This window comes from Niveispirillum cyanobacteriorum, from assembly GCF_002868735.1.
GTDB classification, from domain to species: Bacteria; Pseudomonadota; Alphaproteobacteria; order Azospirillales; family Azospirillaceae; genus Niveispirillum; species Niveispirillum cyanobacteriorum.
The window spans coordinates 682,065-705,376 of sequence record NZ_CP025612.1; the positions used below are offsets into that span (position 1 = coordinate 682,065).

General features: G+C 62.9%; 19 protein-coding genes. 12 read left to right on the plus strand and 7 right to left on the minus strand.

What is annotated here, in order from left to right; genetic code table 11:
* Positions 1 to 129: 129 nt before the first annotated feature.
* Positions 130 to 2,349 (minus strand): TonB-dependent receptor, encoded by a 2,220-nt coding sequence (locus C0V82_RS18765; RefSeq protein ID WP_102113951.1) that lies wholly within the window; start codon positions 2,347 to 2,349, stop codon positions 130 to 132.
* A gap of 336 nt (positions 2,350 to 2,685) precedes the next feature.
* Here C0V82_RS18765 and C0V82_RS18770 point away from each other — a divergent pair, with 336 nt between their 5' ends.
* Together C0V82_RS18770 and C0V82_RS18775 are read left to right on the plus strand one after the other, a co-directional pair.
* The gene (locus C0V82_RS18770) at positions 2,686 to 3,825 is read left to right on the plus strand and encodes an NAD(P)/FAD-dependent oxidoreductase (RefSeq protein ID WP_102113952.1); all 1,140 of its coding nucleotides are present in this window, start codon (positions 2,686 to 2,688) and stop codon (positions 3,823 to 3,825) included.
* A gap of 3 nt (positions 3,826 to 3,828) precedes the next feature.
* Complete coding sequence (locus C0V82_RS18775) at positions 3,829 to 5,307, plus strand: M81 family metallopeptidase (protein WP_102113953.1); 1,479 nt, start codon at positions 3,829 to 3,831, stop codon at positions 5,305 to 5,307.
* Between the two features lie 329 nt (positions 5,308 to 5,636).
* On the opposite strand, the gene C0V82_RS18780 is transcribed toward C0V82_RS18775, so the two are convergent.
* The 3 genes from C0V82_RS18780 to C0V82_RS18790 form a co-directional block, all read right to left on the minus strand.
* On the minus strand, positions 5,637 to 5,987 hold the full coding sequence (locus C0V82_RS18780) for a RidA family protein (RefSeq protein ID WP_102113954.1): 351 nt from the start codon (positions 5,985 to 5,987) through the stop codon (positions 5,637 to 5,639).
* Positions 5,988 to 6,062: 75 nt separating this feature from the next.
* On the minus strand, positions 6,063 to 8,039 hold the full coding sequence (locus tag C0V82_RS18785; RefSeq protein WP_102113955.1) for a serine hydrolase domain-containing protein: 1,977 nt from the start codon (positions 8,037 to 8,039) through the stop codon (positions 6,063 to 6,065).
* 35 nt (positions 8,040 to 8,074) lie between these two features.
* On the minus strand, positions 8,075 to 9,415 hold the full coding sequence (locus C0V82_RS18790) for an MFS transporter (protein ID WP_158660047.1): 1,341 nt from the start codon (positions 9,413 to 9,415) through the stop codon (positions 8,075 to 8,077).
* Positions 9,416 to 9,663: 248 nt separating this feature from the next.
* Here C0V82_RS18790 and C0V82_RS18795 point away from each other — a divergent pair, with 248 nt between their 5' ends.
* From C0V82_RS18795 to C0V82_RS18820, 6 genes are all read left to right on the plus strand, one after another.
* Positions 9,664 to 10,635 (plus strand): fumarylacetoacetate hydrolase family protein, encoded by a 972-nt coding sequence (locus C0V82_RS18795; protein ID WP_102114402.1) that lies wholly within the window; start codon positions 9,664 to 9,666, stop codon positions 10,633 to 10,635.
* A gap of 190 nt (positions 10,636 to 10,825) precedes the next feature.
* Entirely contained in the window at positions 10,826 to 11,947 is a 1,122-nt protein-coding gene (locus C0V82_RS18800) for an FAD-dependent oxidoreductase (protein ID WP_245924238.1), read from the plus strand.
* 19 nt (positions 11,948 to 11,966) lie between these two features.
* Positions 11,967 to 12,869: a VOC family protein gene (locus tag C0V82_RS18805; RefSeq protein WP_102113958.1), complete on the plus strand. Its 903-nt coding sequence runs from the start codon at positions 11,967 to 11,969 to the stop codon at positions 12,867 to 12,869.
* A gap of 3 nt (positions 12,870 to 12,872) precedes the next feature.
* Positions 12,873 to 14,036, plus strand: coding sequence for an alpha/beta hydrolase family protein (locus C0V82_RS18810; RefSeq protein ID WP_102113959.1), 1,164 nt, complete (start codon positions 12,873 to 12,875; stop codon positions 14,034 to 14,036).
* Positions 14,033 to 14,326 (plus strand): 2Fe-2S iron-sulfur cluster-binding protein, encoded by a 294-nt coding sequence (locus C0V82_RS18815; RefSeq protein WP_158660048.1) that lies wholly within the window; start codon positions 14,033 to 14,035, stop codon positions 14,324 to 14,326. The genes C0V82_RS18810 and C0V82_RS18815 overlap by 4 nt, the downstream gene beginning before the upstream one ends.
* Before the next feature lie 5 nt (positions 14,327 to 14,331).
* Positions 14,332 to 15,105: a cyclase family protein gene (locus C0V82_RS18820; protein ID WP_102113961.1), complete on the plus strand. Its 774-nt coding sequence runs from the start codon at positions 14,332 to 14,334 to the stop codon at positions 15,103 to 15,105.
* On the opposite strand, the gene C0V82_RS18825 is transcribed toward C0V82_RS18820, so the two are convergent.
* Together C0V82_RS18825 and C0V82_RS18830 are read right to left on the minus strand one after the other, a co-directional pair.
* Positions 15,096 to 16,013 carry an NAD-dependent epimerase/dehydratase family protein gene (locus C0V82_RS18825; protein WP_102113962.1) on the minus strand — a complete coding sequence of 306 codons (918 nt, stop codon included), beginning with the start codon at positions 16,011 to 16,013 and terminating at the stop codon, positions 15,096 to 15,098. The genes C0V82_RS18820 and C0V82_RS18825 overlap by 10 nt on opposite strands.
* A 20-nt stretch (positions 16,014 to 16,033) precedes the next feature.
* Complete coding sequence (locus C0V82_RS18830; RefSeq protein ID WP_102113963.1) at positions 16,034 to 16,819, minus strand: SDR family NAD(P)-dependent oxidoreductase; 786 nt, start codon at positions 16,817 to 16,819, stop codon at positions 16,034 to 16,036.
* A 116-nt stretch (positions 16,820 to 16,935) separates the two neighbouring features.
* Between C0V82_RS18830 and C0V82_RS18835 the strand changes: the two genes are divergently transcribed.
* The 4 genes from C0V82_RS18835 (at position 16,936) to C0V82_RS18850 (ending at position 22,063) form a co-directional block, all read left to right on the plus strand.
* Entirely contained in the window at positions 16,936 to 17,850 is a 915-nt protein-coding gene (locus C0V82_RS18835; RefSeq protein ID WP_102113964.1) for a LysR family transcriptional regulator, read from the plus strand.
* 308 nt (positions 17,851 to 18,158) lie between these two features.
* Positions 18,159 to 20,402, plus strand: coding sequence for a TonB-dependent receptor (locus C0V82_RS18840; protein ID WP_102113965.1), 2,244 nt, complete (start codon positions 18,159 to 18,161; stop codon positions 20,400 to 20,402).
* Positions 20,403 to 20,411: 9 nt separating this feature from the next.
* A complete protein-coding gene (locus tag C0V82_RS18845; protein ID WP_102113966.1) occupies positions 20,412 to 21,584 on the plus strand; it encodes an MFS transporter in 1,173 nt (390 codons plus the stop codon).
* Positions 21,581 to 22,063 carry a cupin domain-containing protein gene (locus C0V82_RS18850; protein ID WP_102114403.1) on the plus strand — a complete coding sequence of 161 codons (483 nt, stop codon included), beginning with the start codon at positions 21,581 to 21,583 and terminating at the stop codon, positions 22,061 to 22,063. The genes C0V82_RS18845 and C0V82_RS18850 overlap by 4 nt, the downstream gene beginning before the upstream one ends.
* On the opposite strand, the gene C0V82_RS18855 is transcribed toward C0V82_RS18850, so the two are convergent.
* Positions 21,999 to 23,123: a LacI family DNA-binding transcriptional regulator gene (locus C0V82_RS18855; protein WP_158660049.1), complete on the minus strand. Its 1,125-nt coding sequence runs from the start codon at positions 23,121 to 23,123 to the stop codon at positions 21,999 to 22,001. The two genes, C0V82_RS18850 and C0V82_RS18855, sit on opposite strands and share 65 nt — an antisense overlap.
* Positions 23,124 to 23,312: the final 189 nt, after the last annotated feature.

Here is a 23,312-nt window from a genome sequence, read left to right on the forward strand (position 1 = left end):
ATTTTCCGTTCCTGCGGGTTTGGTTAGCGCTTCGGAAAATAAAAAATGCCACAGGGGCGGGGGAGAATGAAACCCCTTTCCCTGTGGCAAGTCACAGCAGTCAAAGCGGGAGTGCTACAAACTCATCAATCAGTAGGTGAAGTCGAGGCTCAACCCGATGGTACGCGGCTGCAAAACGGTGCGGTCGATCTGCACAGGGCTACCCAGCGCGCTGGTGATCAGGTCGGCGGTGGTCGTCGCATGGGAATTGGCGGCATTGCGGATATAGAAGCGGACAGCCACCACATCGTTATGCACACCGGCACTGATATCCAGCACGCCATAGGCCTTGGTCCGCACGAATTCGGGCGAGCTTTCGGGATCGCTGTGAACCGCCCCCGTCCAGCGATAGCCGGCACTGGCATTGGCATTCCAGTCGCCGGACAGGTTCCATTCATAATCGGCGGTCAGGGCGAAGGAGTATTTGGGGATCAGCGGCAGACGGTCCCCATCCTGCGCGCCGACCTCCGGGATGTCGCCCTTGAAGCTGGCGTCGGTGTAGGCGCCATTGGCCCCCAGACGCCAGCCTTCGACCGGCACGAACACGGTCTCGAACTCCAGCCCCTTGCTCTGCGCTTTGCCACCATTTTGCAGAAAGGAAACCCCGCCGTTGGAGCCGGCGATCTGAATATCCTTCCAGTCGATGTAGAAAACCGACGCATTGGCTTGCAGCCGGCCGTCCAGCAGGGTGGATTTCACGCCCGCCTCGTAACTCACCAATGTGTCGGCATCCACGCTGGGCGGCACATTGGGCAGGGCCACGTTGGGTCCGCCGGGGCGGTAGGAACTGGCGACCCGGCCATAAAGTGTTACATCCTCATCCAGGCGCAGGCGCGGGCTGGCCATAAAGGTCAGTACATTCTCCGAGGACTTGCCCGGCACCCGCTGCGCCCCGCCCAACAGAGCACCGTCGGAAATCTGGGCGAAGTCCTGGTTGTTGTGGGCCCAGCGCAGGCCGGCGGTGATGTCGAACCGGTCGGTCAGGGCGACGGTACCATTGCCGAACACCGCCACTTCCTCATAGGTCGTGGGCAGGCTGGCGATGGCCAGCGGGTCCAGGCCGGGGATGGAGCTGCCGCTCATGGTCTGTGCGCTGGCAGCCTGAAGGTTGGTGCTGTCCTCCCAGGTATAGAACCCGCCCAGCATCCATTCGAACCCGCCGCCGCTGGGCGATGCCAGCCGCACCTCCTGCGTGAATTTCTCATGATCCAGCAGCAGATCGAACCGCGACAGGCCCGCCGGGACAGCCCCGCCGGTCAGCGCCGGGAAGGCGACGCCATAGATGGAACTGGCATCCTGGGCGGTATCCACCTTGGCCGTGGAGTAGGAGGAGGCCGACGTCAGGCTGGCAAAGTCCAGGTCCCAGTCGATAGTGGCGGTATAGAGGTCCAGGTCCTTGCTGAAGGGCTGGTCCATGTAATATTGGCTATCCAGCTTGCCGGCGATGGGCTGGTCGGTGATCGTGTCATAAGCGACGACGGCATTATTGCGGCTGTCGACCTTCTGGAACAGGGCCTGCAGGCGAACCGTCACCGGTTCCGCCGGACGCCAAAGCAGGGCGACGCGGGCACCCTTCTGCGTGTTGTCATTGATATCTTTGGCACCGCTGCGCGAATTATCGATATAGCCCTGGTTCTTCTGCTTATAGACGCTGGCCTGCACCGCCAGCCGATCCTCGATCAGCGGCAGGTTCACCTGTCCGCGTATCCCCCAATTGGCCCCCCCGGCACCGCTGGTGCCCGACATGTCGCCACCCACCCGCATTTCGGTATCGTTCAGGTCGGGCTTGCGCGTCACATATTTCAACAGGCCGCCCATGGTGCTGGCACCATAGAGCGTGCCCTGCGGCCCGCGCAGCACTTCCACCTGCTGGATGTCATAGGGGAACAGGTCCAGCGCATAGATGGCGGCACGGGCATAATTGGCGCTGGAACCCAGCGGCGTATCATCGATATAGGTGCCGACGGTGGCACCCGGCCCGACGGGTGCGACACCGCGCAGGGCCAGCGACACCTGTCCCGGTGTGCCGCCGCTGCTGATGGCCAGACCGGGCATATAGGCGGCATAATCGGCGACGCCAGTCGGACTTGACCGGGCGATCCGTTCACCGCTCAGCACCGATACGGAGGCCGGAACGGTCTGGAGATTTTCCAGACGCTTCTGCGCCGTCACGATGATCTCTTCCAACAGAAGCGGCTCACTGCTGGCCGCCTGTCCCGCCGCCGGCAACAGCGGCAGCGCCGAAAGGGCGATGCCGGCCAAAAGTCCCTTGTGCGCCTGCCGACGCCGGGTCTCACACCTGAAAACCATGGAAATTGCCTTTCCTGTCCGAGGCTGGGGCCGTTGGCCGACCCCTTGCGTTGGGACGCACGAACCGGTTCCGGCCTGCCCAGGGGGCGGCCGGTCGCGGAGGCACGTTTCATTGATTACCAGAAAATTAAAACAGGGTTCCCGACAGGGGTCAACAAGGATTATTCCTATGCGAAAAATTTATGATCGTGCCAGGCTTCCTGCAGGTGAGCGCCGCTGACAATAGGCTCTGTCGCTCACGCCGGCTCTGCATGCTATTCACTGCCGTTCACTATACGAAAAATATTTGACATATCCGCCAAGAATGCCGACCATGGCGGGCAAGGGAGGTTCCAGATGCAGGAATTCGATATCGCGATCATCGGCGCCGGTATTGGCGGCGCCTCGCTGGCATCCATGCTGGTGGATACGGTCCCGGGCCGGCGTATCCTGCTGGCTGAACGGGAAAGTTTCCCCGGGTACCACACCACGGGCCGGTCAGCGGCGCTCTATTCGGTCCTTTACGGAAACAGCACCGTTTGTGTCCTGACGGCGGCCAGCCGCGCCTTTTTCAACGATCCGCCCCCCGGTTTTGCCGAGCACCCGCTGCTGACCCCGCGCGGCGTGCTGTATATCAGCGATCAGCCGGACAGCGACGCCGTGCGCGAGGTGCGGGAATCCGCGGCCCGCACCGGCACCCGTGCCCTGCCGCTGACCCCGGGCCAAGCGCGCGACATGGTGCCCATTCTACAGGCCGGCCCGTTGCGGGAGGCGCTGCTGGAACCTGACGCCATGGATATGGATGTCCATGCTATCCATCAGGGTTTCCTGCGCCGCGCCAAGGCCGGAGGGGTGGAACTGCGCAGTGACGCACCCTTGCAGGCGGCATCCTGGGATGGTGCCGCCTGGACCCTGACCTTCCCCGGTGGTCCGGTGCGCGCCAGAAAGCTGGTGAACGCCGCCGGTGCCTGGGCGGATGAGGTGGCGCGCATGGCCGGCGTGCCAACCATTGGCCTGATGCCGCTGCGGCGTACGGCCATGATGCTGGACCCGCCCGCTGGCTTTGACATTCATCGTTGGCCTGCCGTCATTGATGCGGGCGGTTCCTTCTATTTCAAGCCGGATGCCGGGATGATCCTGGCTTCCCCCGCGGATGAAACCCCGTCGCCGCCCTGTGATGCGCAGGCTGATGAATGGGACATCGCCGTTTGCATCGACCGGGTGCAGAACGCAGCCGACCTGCCGGTGCGCCGTGTCTCACGCAGTTGGGCTGGCCTGCGCAGCTTTGTTGCTGACCGCAGCCCCGTGGTGGGATCGCCCGCCAGCCACCCCGCGTTCTTCTGGTTTGCCGCGCAGGGCGGCTACGGTATCCAGATGGCGCCGGCCCTGGCGCGGGTAGGGGCCAGCCTGCTGGATCATGGTGTGCTGCCACCAGATATTGCTGATGCCGGCGTTACCATCGCCGACCTGTCGCCCGACCGCTGCCAGGGGGATTGACCCATGCGCCTGTTCATGGCCGTTGTGGCCACCGAAACCAACAGTTTCGCGCCCATGCCCACCGGCCTGGGTAGTTTCCAGGAATATGGCATCTATCACGGCGACGCCTCACGCCGCCCCGACACGGAGGGCGGGGCCTTCCTGCGCCATTGGCACCGCCGGGCGGAAGCCGCGGGGATTGAGGTGGTGGAGGGGCTGTGCGCCTATGCGCAGCCGGCAGGCCGCACCTTGGCCCCTGTCTGGGACGGGTTCAAGGCGGAGGTGCTGGACGGCATCGCCAAGGCCGGCCCCATCGACATGGTGCTGCTGTTCCTGCACGGCGCCATGATGGCGGTGGGCCAGGACGATTGCGAGGGTGATCTTCTGGCCGCGATCCGGGCACAGGTGGGGCCGGATGTGGTGATCGGGGCCGAACTGGACCCGCATTGCCATCTGTCACCCGCCATGCTGGACAGTGCCGATATCCTGATTGCCATGAAAGAATATCCGCATACTGACGGCGTCGAACGCGCCGATGAACTGTTCAATCTGTGCCTGGCGACGGCACGCCGTGAAATCCGCCCGGTGATGCGCGATTTTGACTGTCGCATGATCACGCTCTACCCGACGACGGTGGAGCCGATGAAAAGCTTCGTCGCCGATATGAAGGCGGCAGAGGGGCGGGATGGTATCCTGTCAGTATCGCTGGCCCATGGGTTCCCCTGGGGCGACACGCCCTGGACCGGCACGCGCATGTGGGTGGTGGCCGATGGCGACGCGGCAAAGGCCGCATCCACGGCCCGTTCGTTTGGCGAGCGGCTCTATCGACAACGGGAAACCCTGCGCCCCAATGTCACCGGTATCGACGCCGCCCTGGACAAGGTCCTGGCCGCGCCGAAGGTGCCGGGGCGTCCCGCGGTGCTGGCTGATGTTGCGGACAATCCCGGCGGCGGGGCGGCCGGCGACAGCACCTTCATCCTGCGCCGCCTGCTGGATCGGGGCTTCGGGAGTACCGCCATCGGCTGCTTCTGGGATCTGGGTGCCATCAATATCTGCGTCAATGCCGGCATCGGTTCGCATTTCGATCTGCGGATGGGTGGCAAATGTGGCCCGGCCTCGGGCGATCCCGTCGACCTGCCGGTCACCGTGCGCAACATCGTCCACAATCATGTCCAGACGGGCCTCGACAAGGAACCGACCTCGCTTGGCCTGTCGGTCTGGCTGGAGGGGCCGGGCGGCCTGCATATCGTGCTGGCCAGTCAGCGCAGCCAGGTGTTTCAGCCCGATGCCTTCACGGGTCTGGGCATCGACCTTTCGGGCCTGGACCTGATCGTGGTGAAATCGACCCAGCATTTCTATGCCGGGTTCGGCCCCATGGCATCGATAGTTCTGTATGTCTCCACACCCGGTGCCATCGCCCCGGAATTCACCAGCATTCCCTATCGCACGCGCGCGCTGGATTTCTGGCCGCGCGTGGCCGATCCGTTGGGCCTGGACACCTGACGGTAGTTCGCTCCAGTTGAGGGACTTGACCCCGGACGGTTCGCCGTCCGGGGTTTTTCTTTATGGGGCGCATATTGGCTGGAGGGGCGCGATTGCTGACTTCCCCCTCAATCCTTGCTACAATCCGTCCCATCAACGCCACACCTGCGCCCCCACCACCCGACGCCTCTGGGTTTTCGGACGGGGAGGGCGCGAACGGTGAAACACCCCTGAATTTTATGTTTCACTTGGTTGCACGAGATCGATTGTCGGTCGGTTTGGACGCAAGAACAGCTCCGAATTCCGATTTCTCGGTGCGTTTGTTTTTATTTCGATGCGGCGCAGGCAGTTCACCGCCGCTTGGCCACCGCGTCAATCTCAACTCGGGCGCCAGGCAGCATCAGGTCAGCCCGTACCGTGGAGCGGGCCGGACGGTGGCTGCCGAAGCTGGCGGCATAGGCGGTGTTGAACGCTGGGAAATCGGCGGTATGGGTTAACCAGACGGTGGTCTTTACCACGTCGGACAGGTCCAAACCGAAACCGTTCAGCACGCGGTTCAGGTTGGCCAGGACCTGTTCGGTCTGCCGGGCCACATCTTCAGGCGCCACGATGGTGCCGTCGGCACCAAAGGCCAGTTGGCCCGACAGGAAGATCAGGTCCCCGGCACTCAGGGCGGGGGAAAGGGCAGGGGCAATGGACATGGGCTCAGAACTCCGAAAGGGCCAAAGAAAACCCCCGGACGGCATGGGCCATCCGGGGGTGACGGTTGAAACGGCTTAGTAATCCAGCGCGACGCTGATCAGGTGGAACTTTTCAACGAGATAGAGGAAATAGGCGAAGACCAGGATCATCAGGCTGGCTCGGATACGGGCCCACCAGCCGGCGGCCGGATCGGTCCACAGCTTCCAGGCACGCCAGCCGGCCGGCAGCAGGCCCAGCACACCCAGCAGCCCCGCCAGTTGCAGTAGCCGCAGGATCAGATCGATCTCCCCGAACATCAGCGGATCAATGGCCAGCGTCATGACCAGGGCAAAGCCGGTCAGGCAGCCCACCATCATCAGCGCCGATCCCCGCACCAGCCGGTCGGCCAGCAGATGCTGACCCGACAGCGGATGGGGCCGGCCATAGCGGCGGCGGACCAGGGCCGCCACCGGCCACCAGATCACGGCAAACAGCGCGATGGCCATGGCGATGCCCAGGGCCGGCAGGTTCCAGCTCTTGTTGATGCCCGTCGGCACCGGCTGGGCGATGAATATGGCGGGGTAGTCATCGGTGGTGATGCCGGTAACGCGGCCATTCTCATCGGTCTTGGTGTGCATCAGGCTGTCGGTGCCCACCTCCTGCCAGCGGTCGGGCGCTACCTCGCGCCAGCGCTTGGGAATGCCGGCATAATCCCGGAACAGGGTAAAGGTGGCGGTTCCATCCTCATTGGTGATCAGGTCGCCCTGACCGAACAGGTTGATCAGGCTGACCAGCGTGCCCTCCACCCGGCGCGACATGTAGAAGGTGCCCGACACAGGCACCTTACGCGTCACAGGTTCGGCCTTGGTGGGTTCCGCCGCCGTCTTGGCCGGGAAGTAACGGTCGGCAAACATGCGGTGCAGTTCGTTGCGGATCGGCCCGCGCGACATGTCATCGCCCGTGCTGTTGAAGGAGATGTAGAGGCCCACCCCCTCGTCCAGCCACATGGCCAGATCGCTATGGAACAGGGTCGTGTCGCCGCCATGGCCCATGATGCGGTAGCCATTGCGGTTCTGCTCATAAAAGCCCAGACCCATGGCCAGTTCCTGGCCGGGCAGCGGGCGGTATTGCGGCTTCCACATCTGCGCCAGGCTTTCCGGCTTCAGGATGCGGCCACCCGGCCCCTCGCCCTGGTTCAGCAGGGCGATCATGAAACGGCCCATGTCCGCCCCGCTGGCCGACAGCGATCCCGCAGGGGCATGGTTTACGATCTCGAAGTCCTGCGCCGGCTCGCGGGATGAGGCATAGCCCTTGGACATCAGCGGGGCCAGATGGGCGGGCAGGGGCTGCGCCATGCTGGAATGCTTCATGTTGGCGGGCGCCAGGATATGCTTGTCGATGTAATCCTCGAACTTTTCCCCGCTGACCCGCTGCACGATCAGACCGGCCAGGGCGGTGGCATAGTTCGAATAGGCGGGCACCGTGCCCGGCTTGTAGGACCGTTCCGGGACCCAGCGCGACAGCAGCTTTTCCAGCTCCAGCGGATGATCCTGACCCCGCACAATCAGGTCGCGGACCGTCTCGGCAAAGCCCGCCGTATGCGTCATGACATGGCGCATGGTGATGGGTTCGGGCCAGCTATTGGGGATTTTGAAATCCAGATACTGGTTGATATCGGCATCCAGATCGATGCGCCCGGCCTCCACCTGCTGCATCACTGCGATCCAGGTGAACAGCTTGGAGATGGAACCGGGCCGGAACAGGTGCTTTTCCGGGTCCACCGGCTCATTCGTTTCTCGGTCGGCAACGCCATAGCCCTTGGCCAGCAGGATCTGCCCGTCCTTGACTACTGTCACCACCGCCCCTGCGATGTCCCCACGCTTCAGCGCGTAGGGCAGGAAGCCATCGACCATCAGTTCCACATCGTCCTTGGTCAGGGGATGGGCGACGGGTGCGGCTGTCTCTGCTGTGGCAGCGGCATTGGGGACCGGGTCCTGGGCCATCGCCGCCGGTACGGCGGACAGCCAAGTTGCGGCCAGAAGCGGAATGATTATGCTTTTTCGCAGTGTCATGGATTGAGTCCCTGTTCGGTGGTTTCTGTTTTGATTCAAATATTTGCCGCGTCGGCCAACCGTTGGCGCACATTGCGGTAATGGGGCAGCGACCGCCACATGGCGAGCGCTGACAGCGCCAGCAACGGGATGCCGGTTACGCTGATCGACAGGCCGACCGCCAGCGGATCGGCAAAGACATGGTCGGTGGTGACCGCCACCAAGGTCGGTCCTACCCCCAGTCCGAAGGCCGTATATGCAAAGGCCTGCACTGCCGTCGTCATGCCGCGCAGTTCCGACGGCACCAGATCCAGGATGGCGGCGATGCCGACCCCCGCCCCGATGGCCAGCAGGAAGGCATAGGCCGTGAACAGGACCAGTGTCAGCCCCACTCCCGGCATGACCCCGAACAGCAGGCAGGGTACGCCCAGGCTGACGGCGGCGGCGGCGACCATGGGCTTGGCCGTAGAATGGCCGCGTGCCTCCAGGAAATCGGCCAGCATGCCGCCGACAATGGTGCCCAGCCCGGCCACACCGATCAGGATGGAGCCCAGCGCCGTCCCCGTCTCTGATGGGGTGAAGTCATGTACCCGCATCAGCAGCGACGGCGTCCAACTATTGGCCCCGTAATCGACAATCTGGGTCAGGGTCAGTCCGCCCAGCAGCAGACCGAATGCCCAACGATTATCAACCAGATAGCGGCGCAGCGTGTCCAGCCCCGGCTTCACGTCAGCGCCCAGGCTGTCCCGCCGTGTTGGTTCCGGAATGGTGCTGACCAGTAGCGCCAGCACGACACCGGCCAGCCCCAGGGTCAACAGCACGGCCCGCCAGGGCGCCACGCCGGCGGATTGCGCCAGACCGGACAGGGCACCCAGGCTGAACACATCGATCAGTATGCCGCCGACCAGCGTCGCCATGCCGGCCCCCATCACCATGCCACCGATAAAGATCGCGACCGCCGTCCCGCGACGGTGTGGGGGGAACAGGTCGGGCACCATGGACAGCACGGCGGGCGCCAGGGCCGCTTCGCCGATCCCCACCAGGATACGGGCGCCGAACAGCTGCCCATAGGATTGGGCTAGACCGCACAGCGCGGTCGCCAAGCTCCACAGGCCGATGCCGGCCAGGACCAGGTTGCGCCGCCCATGCCGGTCGGCATGGCGGCCCATGGGCAGGCCGGCAAAAGCATAGATGATGGCGAAGGCGGCGCCTTGAAGGAAACTCACCTGCGTATCGGTGATCGCCATTTCCGATCGGATCGGGGCGACCAGCAGGTTCAGGATCAGACGGTCTGTATAGGAAAGAACGGCGGCCAATGCGAAGATGACGATAGCGTACCAGGCGCGGGCATCGGCTTCCCGCTTGGGTCCCGGATCGGGCGGCGATGATAAGGACATCCCAGCTCTCCCTGTTGTGCTTTTCTTATATGAAAAATTTTTCCGAAAAGATAGTGCCACTTTATATAGGTTTGACCCACGATTGGACGCCAGACATACATTCTGTCTTGAAACAATATTGATCATACGAAAACGTCACCAGCCCATCTATCGTTGGCGCCGATAGGATGGATCGGCAATCCCGACTTAACGGATGGGGCAGCCCGTGCCTATGTCGCCGTTCAATGCTGAATGCCGTGGGATTGAAGATGAAGCTCGCAAGCCTTGACCTTGATGGCCGTGACGGGCGGCTGGTGGTGGTTTCCCGTGATTTGAGCCGCGCCGTCGCCGCGACGGGCATCGCGGAAACCCTGCAGGCTGCCCTTGATGACTGGGCGGTGGTGCAACCGAGGCTGTTGGACTTGTCAGCAGCGCTGGAGGCCGGAACTGCCCCGGATGCCTTTGCCTTTGATCCTGCTAAGGCCCTGGCACCGCTGCCGCGTGCTTGGCAATGGCTGGATGGATCGGCCTTCCATGCGCATGGCGAACTGATGGCGAAGGTGTTTGGCATCACCAACCCACAGCATGACAAGCCCCTGATGTATCAGGGCATGTCCCACCGCTTCATCGCCCCGACGGCGCATGTGCCCTTTCCCACAGAAGCCGACGGCATCGATTTTGAGGGGGAGTTCGCGGTGGTGACTGGTGATGTTCCCATGGGAACTGATGCCGTCACTGCACGCAGCCATATCCGGCTTATAATGCTGGTCAATGACTGGTCGCTTCGTGTCCCAGGCCGAGCGGAAATGGAGACGGGCTTCGGCTGGGTCCAGGCAAAACCCGCCTGTTCGGCGGCCCCCATTGCCGTAACGCCTGGTGAGCTGGGAGAAAGCTGGGCCGATGGCCGTATCCATCTGAACCTGCTCGTCGACTGGAACGGAGAACGTTTCGGGGCGGCCAATGGCGGGGCCATGGGTTTCTGCTTCGGGCAACTGATCGCCCATGCCGCCCGTACCCGCGACCTGTGTGCCGGCACCATCGTCGGCTCGGGCACGGTATCGAACGAGAATTACCGACAGGTCGGGTCCAGTTGCATCGCCGAACGGCGCGGGATTGAGATGCTGGATGAAGGTGCCGCCCGCACCGGCTTCCTGCGCTTCGGTGACCGGGTGCGGATGGAGGTGCTGCGTGACGGGCAAAGCGTCTTTGGCGCCATTGACCAGGAGGTCGTGAAGGGCTGAATAGGATCTATCGCCGTAGCCGATGCATTGTATCGGTATAAACGGCTTTGGTGATTTGTTCGGCGGGCTTATGGTTGGTGGCATGGAGGTCCGCGACGGCGGCCCTCCACCCCAATCCACGATAAAGACCCGCCGAACTGGCGGGCATATCCGGCTGCCGCCCTGTGGGTGGATGGCCTGGGAGGAGCATGTGTCCTTGATCCGTAATGCGCTTGTCGTCGGCGGCGGCATCGCCGGCATGTCGGCCACTCTGGTGCTGTCGCGTCTGGGTGTATCGGTTGTTGTGATCGACCAGGATCCCGCCTGGCGTGTCTATGGCGCTGGCATCTCCATCACCGGCCCGACGCTGCGCGCGTTTCAACGGCTGGGCATACTGGATGATTTTCGCCAGCACGGCTATTGCTCAGCCAGCACGCGGCTGTTCACGCCCACAGGCCACCCGATTGGGGAAGTGGCGATCCCGCCTCTGGCTGCCGACCTGCCGTCGGGCGGCGGTATCATGCGGCCCATTCTGCATGAAATCCTGGCCAGCCGCACCCGTAAAGCCGCTGCTGATATCCGCCTGGGCATCACCATCGATCACTATGCCGAGGATGCGGACGGCGCGGATGTGACGTTCAGCGACGGTCGTACGGGCCGTTACGATCTGGTGATCGGGGCCGACGGCATCTATTCCCGGACGCGTGGCCTGCTATTCCCGGATGCGCCCAAGCCGCGCTTCACGGGTCAGGCCTGCTGGCGCGTCACCGCCCCCCGGCCAGAGGGGGTGACGGGTGTTGAGATGTTCCTGGGCGCGCCGATCAAGGCGGGCGTGAATCCCTGTTCCCCCGATCAGATGTATCTGTTCGCGTTGGAGGCCATCGCCCCCAACACCCGCCATGCCGAGGCAGAACTACCCGGTCTTCTGCGCGCGCGGCTGGCGGGGTTCGGCGGGTCCGTCGGCTTTGTCCGCGATCAGATTAGCGACCAGTCAGTGGTGAATTTCCGCCCCTTGGAGACGCTGCTGCTACCCGGTCCCTGGCATACGCGGCGTGGCCTGCTGATCGGTGATGCGGCCCACGCCACCACCCCGCATCTGGCATCGGGGGCTGGCATGGCGATGGAGGATGCGGTGGTGCTGGGTGATGTGCTGTCGGCCAATGACAGCCTGTCCGCTGCACTTAACGCCTTCATGGATCGCCGCCATGACCGCTGCGCCATGGTGGTCAACAATTCCGTCCGATTGGGCGAGATCGAGTTGAGCGGCGTCCATAGTGACGAGCATCCCCGCCTGATGAACCAGACCATGGCCGCCCTGGCCCAACCACTTTGATATTGGGAGTGAGCTTGAGATGACCCGTGTGACGGATATCCGCTATGTCGGTTATGGCGTGACGGATCTGGAGGCCGAACGCGCCTTCTACCGCGACAAGTGGGGCCTGCGCGAGGTGGCGGCCAAGGATGGCATGGTCTATTTCGCTGCCGAGGGCGCACCGGAACTGTATGTCGTCCGCCTGCGCGCATCGGATGTGAAGCGGGTCGATGTCATCGCCTTCGCTGCGGACAGTAATGCCGATGTGGACGCCCTGCATGACAAGGTGGTTGCCGCCGGCTGTCGTGTGATCTTCGCGCCGACCGAACTAGCCTCCTTTGGCGGCGGATATGGCTTCCGCTTCTTCGGCAAGGACGGCCTGACCTTTGAGATTTCCGCCGGGGTGGAGCGGGGGCCGTCGCGGCCTGTGCTGGCCAAAGAAGCGCTGCCCGAAAAGATCAGCCACGTTGTCATGCATTCGCCCGATCACAAGGGGGCGGTAGATTTCTTCGTGAATGTCCTGGGCTTTCGCGTTTCGGACTGGCTGGGCGATTTCATGTGCTTCCTGCGCTGCAATGAATGGCACCACCGGGTCGCTTTCCTGCCAGGCCCGCCCTGCCTCAACCATGTCGCCTATGACATGGCCGACATGGACGCGATGATGCGTGGTGTGGGCAAGCTGAAGAAGGCGGAGGTTGAACTGCGCTGGGGGCCGGGCCGGCATACGGCGGGCAACAACACCTTCAGCTATTTCACCACTCCGTCGGGCTTTGCCGTTGAATATACGGCGGAGCTGGAAAAGGTGGACGACGCCACCTGGGTCGCCACGGTGCATAAGCCGACGCCGGAAACTATGGATCAGTGGGGCGCCGGCAGCGGCGGGCCGCAGACCATGCCACATCCCGCGCCCGATGCGGGTCTGTTCCAGGCGGTGGGGGTCTGAACCATGGCGCTTTTCCAGTACTTCCCCAACAATTACATTTGGAACCTGTCCGTCAACATCGCCATCGAAAGCGGTGGCCGGGTTGGTGAGATCGAGGATATGTGCCGCCCCCTGCTGGAGGCGGCAGCGCGGGGGGAGGATGCCGGCACGGGCGCCTTCCTGGCGCAGTGGGTGGCGATGGCCGATAAGCTGGTTGGTCTGGCCGGTGAGGATGAGGCGCGGGGTCGCGCCTTTTCCGCCGGAGCCAAGTTGCAACGCGCCTCGCTCTACTACATCACGGCAGAGCGTATGCAGGGCCATGGTCATCCGGGCCGGGCAGAAACCTTCGCCAAGGGTCAGGATGCCTTCCGTCGCGGTACGGCCCTGGCGCGGGAGAATTGCGCCCGCGTGGAAATCCCCTTCGGCGACAGTTTCATCCCCGGTCTGTTCACCAAGGCCGAAGGTGTGAACGGTCCGGCTCCCTGCGTCCTTTATGTGAACGGTCTGGACAGCTGCAAGGAGCTGCTTTTCTGGTCCTGGCTCCCGCATGCACTGGCCAAGCGTGGCATTTCCACCCTGTGTATCGACCAGCCGGGCACAGGGGAAGCGCTGCGCGCCAATAACCTTTATGCCACGCATGAAACAGAACGCTGGGCCACACCCGTGTTTGATTATCTGGCCGCACGTCCCGATGTGCTGGCCGAAAAGATCGGCATGGTTGGCATCTCGCTGGGCGGGTATTTCACCCCGCGCGCGGTGGCGTTTGAGCCGCGCTTTGCCAGTGGCGCCGTCTGGGGCGCCAACCACGATTGGCGCGAGGTGCAGCAGAAGCGCCTGAAGCGGGAAGGGGAGAACCCGGTTCCCCATTATTGGGGCCATGTACGCTGGGTATTTGGTGCCACGGACATGGATGATTTCTTCGCCAAGGCGGAAGGTATGCACCTGAACGGCGTACTGGACCGGATCAAGGTGCCGTTCCTGGTCACCCATGGGGCCAAGGACCGCCAGATCTCCGTTGATTATGCTCACCAGACCTATGAGCAGTTGGTGAACTCTCCCCGGCGGGAGCTGAAGATTTTCACTGACCGTGAAGGCGGGGTCGAGCATGTCGGGGCCGATAACATGTCATTTGGTCGTGATTACATTGCCGACTGGTTCGCCGACACGCTGGGTGGACACACCGCGTGAAGGTGACGCTGCATAGGGTGGACGGGGAGGTGACGCTCGACGTTCCCCCCGGCCAGTCCCTGTTCCAGTCTATCGCCGCTCGGCACCGTGGGCTGATCACGGCCCTGTGCGGCGGTTGCTGTGTTTGTGGTACCTGCCGGGTTCGGGTTCTGGGCGGCGATCCAGGCGAAATGGGGCCGGATGAAGCGCATCTGCGCCGGCAGCTTGCCATCACTGACCCTGCCATCCGTCTCGCCTGCCAGATGCGGCCCGGTTGCGGGCTGCGCGTTGACATCATCCAGCCGGAGTAAGCGCCATGCCGCGCATCATCGATCTGTCGGTGCATCTGGAAAATGACGTGCCTGCCGACCCGCCCTTCATGCGGCCCAAGATCCGTTACGCCAGCCATGCCGAAGGGGCGGCTGAATATTGTCAGATGTTTCCGGGCCTGAAGGCCGAACAACTGCCCGATGGTGAGGGGCCGGCGGCGGAGTGGGTGGAACTGACCACCCATAACGGCACGCATATGGACGCGCCCTGGCATTACCATTCCACGATGGATGGCGGCAAACGCGCCATCACCATTGATGAGGTGCCGCTGGATTGGTGCTTCCGTCCCGGCGTGAAGCTGGATTTCCGTGCCCTTCCCGACGGGCATGTCGTCACGGCGGCAGAGGTGGAGGCAGAGTTGGCCCGTATCGGCCACACGTTGCAACCGCTGGACATTGTGCTGGTCAATACCGCCGCCGGTGCCGCCTATGGCCGCCCCGACTTCCTGGCTAAGGGCTGCGGTATGGGGCGGGAGGCGACGCTGTATCTGGTCGAACGCGGCGTACGCGTGACCGGTATCGATGGCTGGAGCTGGGATGCGCCATTCCCCTTCACCGCCGCGAAATTCAAGGAAACGGGCGATGCGTCCCTGATCTGGGAAGGGCATTACGTCGGCAAGGATGTCGGCTATTGCCATATGGAAAAACTGACCAACCTGGAGGCACTGCCCGCTACCGGTTTCACGGTCGCCTGCTTCCCGGTGAAGGTGCGGGCCGCATCCGCCGGGTGGACCCGCGCCGTGGCCATCCTTCAGGATTGATCCAGCGCCCTGTCGATCAGCCCCCCCACACTGCCATCGTCCCGGAAACCCGCAGCCCGGGCCGCATCGGCACAAAGCGGCGGCTGCTGCCCGAACCGCGCTTCCACCGCTGGATCAGGGGTGTAGGTGACATCAACGGGCCCAAATCGATCAGCCAATGCGGCCACCAGTTCCCTAATGCTGAGGCGCAGGACCGGTGGCAGCCAGACCCGGCCCTGTCCGGGCAGGCTGGTGGCATGAAGCAGCGCGTCCACGGCGGACGCCACCGACATCCACCAGCAAACGGCATCGGGACCGACCGGCAGGGTCACGGGCCGCTGTTGCGCCGCCGCCCACATCACCTCGCTCATGAAGGCTGAGATCAGGCCGGACGGGGCAGGCGGGCGGGCCACGATGCCGGGCAGCCGCAGGCTGCAACCGTCGATGAAGCCACGCCGGCTGAAGTCCGCCACCATCACCTCGGAGGCCAGTTTCTGCGCTCCATAGGACAGGGTGGGGCGGGGCGGGGTGCTGTCATCGACAGTGTCGGGCAGCGGATCACCATAGACGGCGACGCTGCTGGCAAAAACGAACTTTGCCGTCCGCCCCTGCGCCCGCAGCGCGTCCAGTAGGCCCAGCGTCCCGTGAAGGTTTACGGCCATGCCCAGGTCGAACTCCCGCTCTGCCAACCCGCCCGGCACGCTGGCCAGATGAAAGACGATGTCGGCAGGAAGCGACAAAGAATCGGTCCATAGGGCACGGTCGGCAATGTTGCCAGCGACAGGGACCAGGCGTGGATCAGTGGGCAGGTCACCAAACCGCTGATCCACCAGTGTCAGCCGATTGAAGGCCAGATCGATGCCAGACAGCATACGGCGGACAAGCGCGCGCCCGACAAAGCCATCGGCGCCGGTGATCAGGACATGCATTGTGTTCCTCTGCTTATTCTTCAGTTGCCGTCGGTGATCACGGTGCCGCCATCGACGACGATATTCTGTCCCGTGATGAAGGCCCCAGCAGCAGATGCGAGCAGGACGGCGACACCCGCCACCTCCGTTATCTCGCCAGGTCGACGCAGGGGCGTCATGGCCATGCGCCGTTCCATGAAGGCCGGGTTGGACAGCAGGTCGCGCGCCAGGTCGGTGCGGATGAAGCCGGGGGAGATGGCATTGACCCGGATGTTGGCTGGCCCCCATTCCACGGCCAGGTTGCGGGCCAACTGGGCATTAGCCGCCTTGGACAGACCGTACAGGCCAAGCGCCCGGTTGCCGCGTAGACCCGCGATAGAGGACATTATGATCATGCTGCCGCCGCCGGCCCCCGCCATGCCGGGCAGGACCATACCGGCCAGCCAAAGCACACTTTGCAGGTTGATGGCCATGGTCGCCTGCCAGTCGGCATCGCTGGCGGACGTGATGGGACCTGCATGGGGTGCCACCCCGGCATTGCAGACCAGGATGTCCAGAGGTCCTGCCGCGGTCACCCGTTCCACCATGGCAGACAGCGCCGCGCGGTCGGTGACGTCAGAAGTGACCGCTCGAACGGTCAGTCCCTGAATCCGCAACCGCTCCGCCGCATCGGCGCAACCCGTCCCATCCTCGCTGCAAATCCAGACATCCGCGCCGTGGCTAGCCAGGGCGGTGGCAATGCCCATGCCCAGCCCGCGCTGCCCGCCGGTGACCAGGGCGCGGCGACCGGACAGGTCGAACAGGCGGCCATAATCGGTCGCGTCCATGGGCGTTCCTCGGCTGGGAAAGTCGATGCGATCACGATAGGGGCTGTACGCCCATCATCGAAATCGTATTTACTGAACCAAACTATCGGTGTGACCGATGGATGGGAGGATGAATAATGCGGTTCCAGAAACTGGACCTGAACCTGCTGGTGGTTCTGGATGTGCTTTTGGAGGAACGCAGCGTTTCCCGCGCGGCCAACCGCCTTAACCTCAGCCAGTCCGCTGTCAGCGGCAATCTGGCCCGGCTGCGCGAATTCTTCGATGATGACATCCTGGCCCAGATCGGGCGTTCCATGGTGCCCACGCCGCTGGCTGAAAGTCTGGCGGAGCCGGTACGCGATATACTGATGCAGATCCAGGCAACCATCGAAGCCAAGCCCAGTTTTGATCCCGCCAGCGCCACCCGCACCATACGCATGCACGCGTCGGATTATGTGACGGAGGTGCTTCTGGCCCGCGTGATCCGGGAGGCGCGGCAGCTGGCCCCCGGCATCAAGGTAGAAATCGACGGGATGGATGATCTGGTGATGGAGCGCCTGTCAAGGGGGCAGGTGGATTTCGTAATCACGCCGGACAATTTTACCCATCCTGACCATCCCAAGGAGAAACTGTTCACCGATACCCATGTCGCTGTGGCGTGGGAGGGGAACAAATTGGTGGGGGATACGATCAGCTTTGACCAGTATATGGCGATGGGCCATGTGCTGGTGCGGTTTGGCATGCGGCGGGCACCCAGCTTTGACCAATGGTTCCTGGACCGTTTCGGCTATACCCGTAATGCTGAACTGTTCGTTGCTGATTTCACCACCGTGCCCAGCATGCTGATCGGGACCGATCTGTTGGCCACCATGCATGAAAGGCTGGCACGGCTTTACGTGCAGCGTTTGCCGCTGCGGATACTGCCATTGCCCATTGAGTTTCCGGTCCTGACGGAGATGGCGCAATGGCATCGGCATTTTCAGCGTGACCCGGCCCTTATCTGGTTCCGTGGCCTGATGCGCCGACTTGCCGCCGAACAGGATGCAGGCTGAACTATTGCTAAGGGTGATAGGTCGGATCAGAAAATACGATTTCGGCGATGCATTCGTCGCTGATATGGTTCCCTGACCAAAAAACATTAGACCGGCCCAGAGGCCGGCGGTTGGGGAGAGTGCCGCAGTGGCGGTCGTTGGCGGTAGCGTTTCCGCCTTCATCACATGCAGGTGAGGGGATCCGTTTACGGGTCCCTTGTACCCCCCAATCCGCCTATTTTCGGGTTCCAGGTCTTAATCCGGCGCTACGTCCGGAAATGCCCCCACCTTGTCCGGGTGGCGGGTGATGAACCATGGAGGAAGCCAGAATGCGTGCCCCCCTGCTGTTGTCCACAGCCATCTTGACCGCCGTCGCAGTCCACCCAGCCCAGGCACAATCCACCGATACAGGTGTGCTGGAAGAGATTGTGGTGACCGCGCAGCGCCGGTCGGAGAACCTGCAAAAGGTTGCCGTGGCGGTGTCGGCGGTATCCGCCGATGATCTGGTTACTGCCGGCGTCACCGACACGGCGGGCCTGACCAAGCTGGTCCCGGCCCTAGTGGTGCAGCCGGGCGGCGGATCCAATACTGGCTTCTACCTGCGCGGTGTCGGCACGCTGGGGCCCAATTCCTTTTCCGAAAATGCCATCGCGTTCAATTATGGCGGTGTCTATATCGGTCGCCCCACAGCCCCGGTCGGCACCTTCTTCGACCTGGCGCGGGTTGAAGTGCTCAAGGGGCCGCAGGGGACGCTCTATGGCCGCAACGCCACCGGCGGTGCCGTTAACGTCATCCCCAACCGGCCCGATGCCGGCGGTACTGCGGGCGAGGCCGGGCTGGAAATCGGAAACTACAACCTGCGCAAGGCCACGGGCATGATCAATGCCCCGGTCAGCGATACGTTGAGCCTGCGTGTGGCCGGTCAGATCGTAGACCGCGATGGTTATCTGTCCGATGGTTATGATGATGAGGAGGGCCAGGCGGCCCGCGCCTCCTTTCTTTGGGAACCGGATGACCGGTTAAGCCTGCTGCTGTCCGGCGATTACTTCCACCAGGGCGGCAAGGGCGTGGGTGGAGTGCTGGTGCCTGGTTCCCTGACTCCGACGGCGCCGGCTGTGAAGGACCGTATTGGCGGATCGGAGGCGGCCAGTATCGCAGAACTGCGCCTGCGTTTCCCGGCGCTGATCAATTCAGGTTTGGTGGTGCCGCCCAAGGATGATGGCTATAATGACAGCACCTTCTGGGGTATGACGGCGACGCTGGATTATCAGTTTGATGCCGGTACCTTGACGGTCCTGCCCGCCTATCGCGACAGCCGCCCGGATTTCGTTTTCTACAGCGTCGGGTTCCAGGGCACGGTGCAGGAGGTTTCCAAGCAAAGCTCTGTTGAAGTGCGCTTTGCTTCAGCTGAGGATAATCCGTTCCGCTATGTTGTCGGTGGATTTTGGTTCCGGGATGAGGTGAATGCCCTGAACAGCTTCTTCCAAGGCGGGCTTTCGACCACCACTTTCATGCCGCACCAGGAAGCGGTCAGCAAGGCGGTGTTCGGCCAGGGAACCTATGATGTGTCCAAGGGGCTGCGTCTGGTCGCTGGTGTCCGCTACACGCATGAGAATAAGCAGCAGACGACACCGGTCCGCCAGAGCAGCGTCAGCAACCCTAACCCGCCCTTTGTTACCGCGACGGGTGACGAGAACTTCAACAGCGTCACCTGGAAGGGCGGGATTGAGTTTGATGCCGGGCCGCAATCGCTGCTCTATGCGAATGTCGCCACGGGGTTTAAGGCCGGCGGCTTCTATCCAGCGGTGGGAAGGAACAGTTTCGATCCGGAAAAGCTGACAGCCTACACGGTCGGGTCCAAGAACCGCTTCCTGGATAACCGCCTGCAACTGAATGCCGAAGCATTCTGGTGGGACTACAAGGATCAGCAGATCGGCTATATCGGTCCTGTCGAGGTCCGTCCCGGTGTCTATGGTCAAGCCTCTGTCACGGCCAATGTTGGCCAAGCCCGCATGTACGGGATGGAGGTCGAGGCGCAGTTCCTGGCCACCCGTAATGACGAGATCGGCATCAACCTTCAATATATGGACAGCAAGTACAAAAGCTTCGTCTATACTGCCATCTCGGCTGGCGGTACGCCCTTGCCCAGCGGCTGTGCGGTGACGCCGAATACGTCCTTGCCGGTGGCGGCACCGGCCCGGCTTTTCACCGTCGATTGTTCGGGAAAGCCGGCGGTGAACGCGCCGAAATGGTCGCTGAACCTCAGCTACAGCCACACATTCGAACTGTCTGCCGATCACGACCTGATCCTGGGTACGCGCAGCCGCATCGAAAGCGGGCGGTTCCTGTCGATCGATTATCGTCCCGAACAGCATCAGGGTGGCTACATGACGACCGACGCCTGGTTGACACTGGAGGCACCGGCACAGGGCTGGTCCGTGACAGGCTATGTCAACAACCTGACGGATAAGGATGTCTATTCCACCTCGGTAACCCGTCCCATCCTGAACGTCGTCTATAACGGCCTGCGTCCGCCCCGCACCTATGGGCTGCGCGGTTCGGTCAGCTTCTGATCGGGGATCATGATGGAACAGGGTGTTAAGGCGGGCTTTGCCCAGGGGTTGGCGCTGCTGCTGCCCGCCACCTCCGCTGTGATGGGCATTCTGCTGCTGGTGCCGGTGGCACCACAGATGATGCAGGCCTTTGCCGATGTACCGGGGGTGGAATTCCTGGTGCCGGTGCTGTTGACGCTGCCGGGTCTGTGCATCGCCCTGTTCTCCCCTGTTGCGGGGTTGTTAGGAGATCGGCTGGGGCGCAAGCGGCTGTTGATCGGGGCCATGCTGGTCTACGGGCTGGCCGGCATGGCACCCCTGGCCCTGTCGGACATCCACCAGATCCTGGCCAGCCGCGTGCTGGTCGGGGTCTGTGAGGCGCTGATCATGACGCTCAGTACCACCTTGATCGGGGACCTGTTTACCGGACAGACGCGCGAACGCTGGCTGTCTTCACAGACGGCGGTGGCATCGATCTCGGCCCTGCTGTTCCTGGCACTGGGTGGTTTGCTGGGACGGCAGGGGTGGCAGGCGCCCTTCCTGATCTATGGTCTGGCCTGGCCCATGGCATTGGCCGTCCTGCTACTGGTGCGCGAACCGCTTCGGGTGGACCGTGTGGTGCCGGGCTGGTCGGCGCTTCCGGGCCGCCACGTGCTGCTAACGTCCGTCACCACCATCTTGGCAGCCATCCTGTTCTATACGATTCAGATCAATGTCAGCACGGTTCTGCCCGGCTTTGGTGTCACCGACCCGGCCAAGATCGGCCTGTTCTCCGCCCTGGCCAGCATCGGCACACCCTTGGGCAGCCTGATCTTCTGGACGGTCGCGCAGCGTGATGTGCGTCTGCTGCTGGGGCTGGAATTCGCGCTGATGGCGGCGGCGTTCCTGGCCATGGCTCATGCCCCGGACGCTATCTGGTTCATCTTGGCAGCCTTCGCTGGGCAGGTGGCGGCTGGTCTGCTGCTGCCAACCCTTCTGACCTGGGCCATGTCGGCCTTGGCCTTTGAGGTGCGGGGGCGGGGTATGGGGCTGTGGCAGTCCAGCTTTGCTATCGGGCAGTTCCTGTCCGCCCTGGTCGTTCCGGCTTTGGCGGCGGTCACGGGGGGGACCGTTAATGCCTTTCCCGTCATCGCCGCCGGCGCGTTGCTGGTGGGCATGCTGTCCCTGCTTCTGCTGTTCCGGTCACGATGGAGCCCCGCATGACTCCGTCCTTCCGCCGCATCGTCACCGATCACAATGAACAGGGCCTGTCTGTCATCCGCGCCATAGATATGCTGACGCCCAGTCTGATCGACAGCGGTGATGCCGCCTTCCAACTGGTCTGGGCCACGCCGACGGTGCCGGCGGACCTGAATGACGGCGGCGATGGCATGCTGCCGGCGGGCAAGACTCTGCATGGCGGATCGGTGATCCGGATCGTCGATATGCTGCCGGGCCGTGCCTCCCCGTTGCACCGGTCATGGTCCATCGACTACGGCATCGTTCTTTCCGGTATTCTGGAACTTGAACTTGATGACGGGTCGGTGACGGCTCTGTCGACGGGAGATATCGTGGTGCAGCGGGCCACCAATCATCTGTGGCGCAACCCGTCCCCTGATCAGGTCTGCCGTATCGCCTTCATCCTGATCGAAGCCAAACCGGTGATGGCCGGAGGCCGGATACTGCCGGAAATCCACCCTTAAACGTCGGATACCGAATATTATCGGTTGGGTGGTGCCGTGCTTTCGCGGACAACCAGTTCATGGGCGAAGAAGGGCAGGGCCGGGGGCGGCACATCAGATCGGCTGGCCGCACAACGATATAGCCGGCAGCCGCCGCACCCATAGCGATGATCGGCTGCCGCACCGTTGTCAGGGATGGCCAGATAGCGGATGCCATGCTGATATCGTCAATCCCGGCGATGGATAAATCTCCCGGCACCGAAAGCCCTTGCTGCTGCGCTAGGGCCATAACGCCGATAGCCATGCTGTCATTGGCCGCGAAAATGGCAGTGGGCCGATCCGAAAGTGCCAGCAGTTCCCGTCCAGCAGTACGGCCCGACTCCCTCGTGTAGTCGCCGTTGCGCACCAGTGTCGGGTCGAAGACACCCGCTGCGGCAGTCACATCGCGGAATGCCTGTAGGCGCAGTTCGGCGGAACCGAAATTCGCCCGGCCACCGATGAAGCCGATATGTCGATGACCCAGTTCCAGCAGATGCCGTGTCATATCGGCGGCGGCGCGGTAATCATCAATCCGCACCATGGCGGGCAGTTCCGGCAGTTCCACGCCGGGACTGACCCGGACATAATGTCCCCGGCGTTCAGTCAGCACCCGCAAAAGCCGTGGATCATCGGCAAGACCCGGCATGATCAGGAAGCCATCTACAGCAGGCATTGCGATGATGCGCGCCGCCCGTTCGGCAAATCTGTCATCGACCATTTCCACCGGCTCGACCAACAGATGAAACCCTGCCGCCCGTGCCGCAGTGACCGCCCCCACCTGCAGGCCCGCGATATACTCATTCTGCAAGGACACGTTCGGTACGTCGGGATAGGTGCCGAACACAAAGGCCATCATGAAGTTTCGTGAGGCAGAAAGGCTGCGCGCTGACAGGTTGGGAGAATAGTCGAGCGACGCCACCGCTGCCATCACCCGTTCCCGCGTCGCCTGACTGGCTTTCGGTTCCCCGTTCAGCACGCGCGACACGGTCTTGATCGATACGCCGGCCACACGGGCCACGTCATGGATGGTGGGCTTGCTCACGAGAAAGGGCGCTCCGGCCAAATCCTTGTTGATATTTGCTTTTAACCTATCGGAACCGATGAGGGCAACAGAAGGGACAACGTTGGACATTTTTTGCTTGCGGATGGATAATTATCGATGGTAACAGATTTTGTGACCGGTAGAGAGAGACCGGTTATTTTCGGGTTGGCGGGGACAACGTTGTCCCTA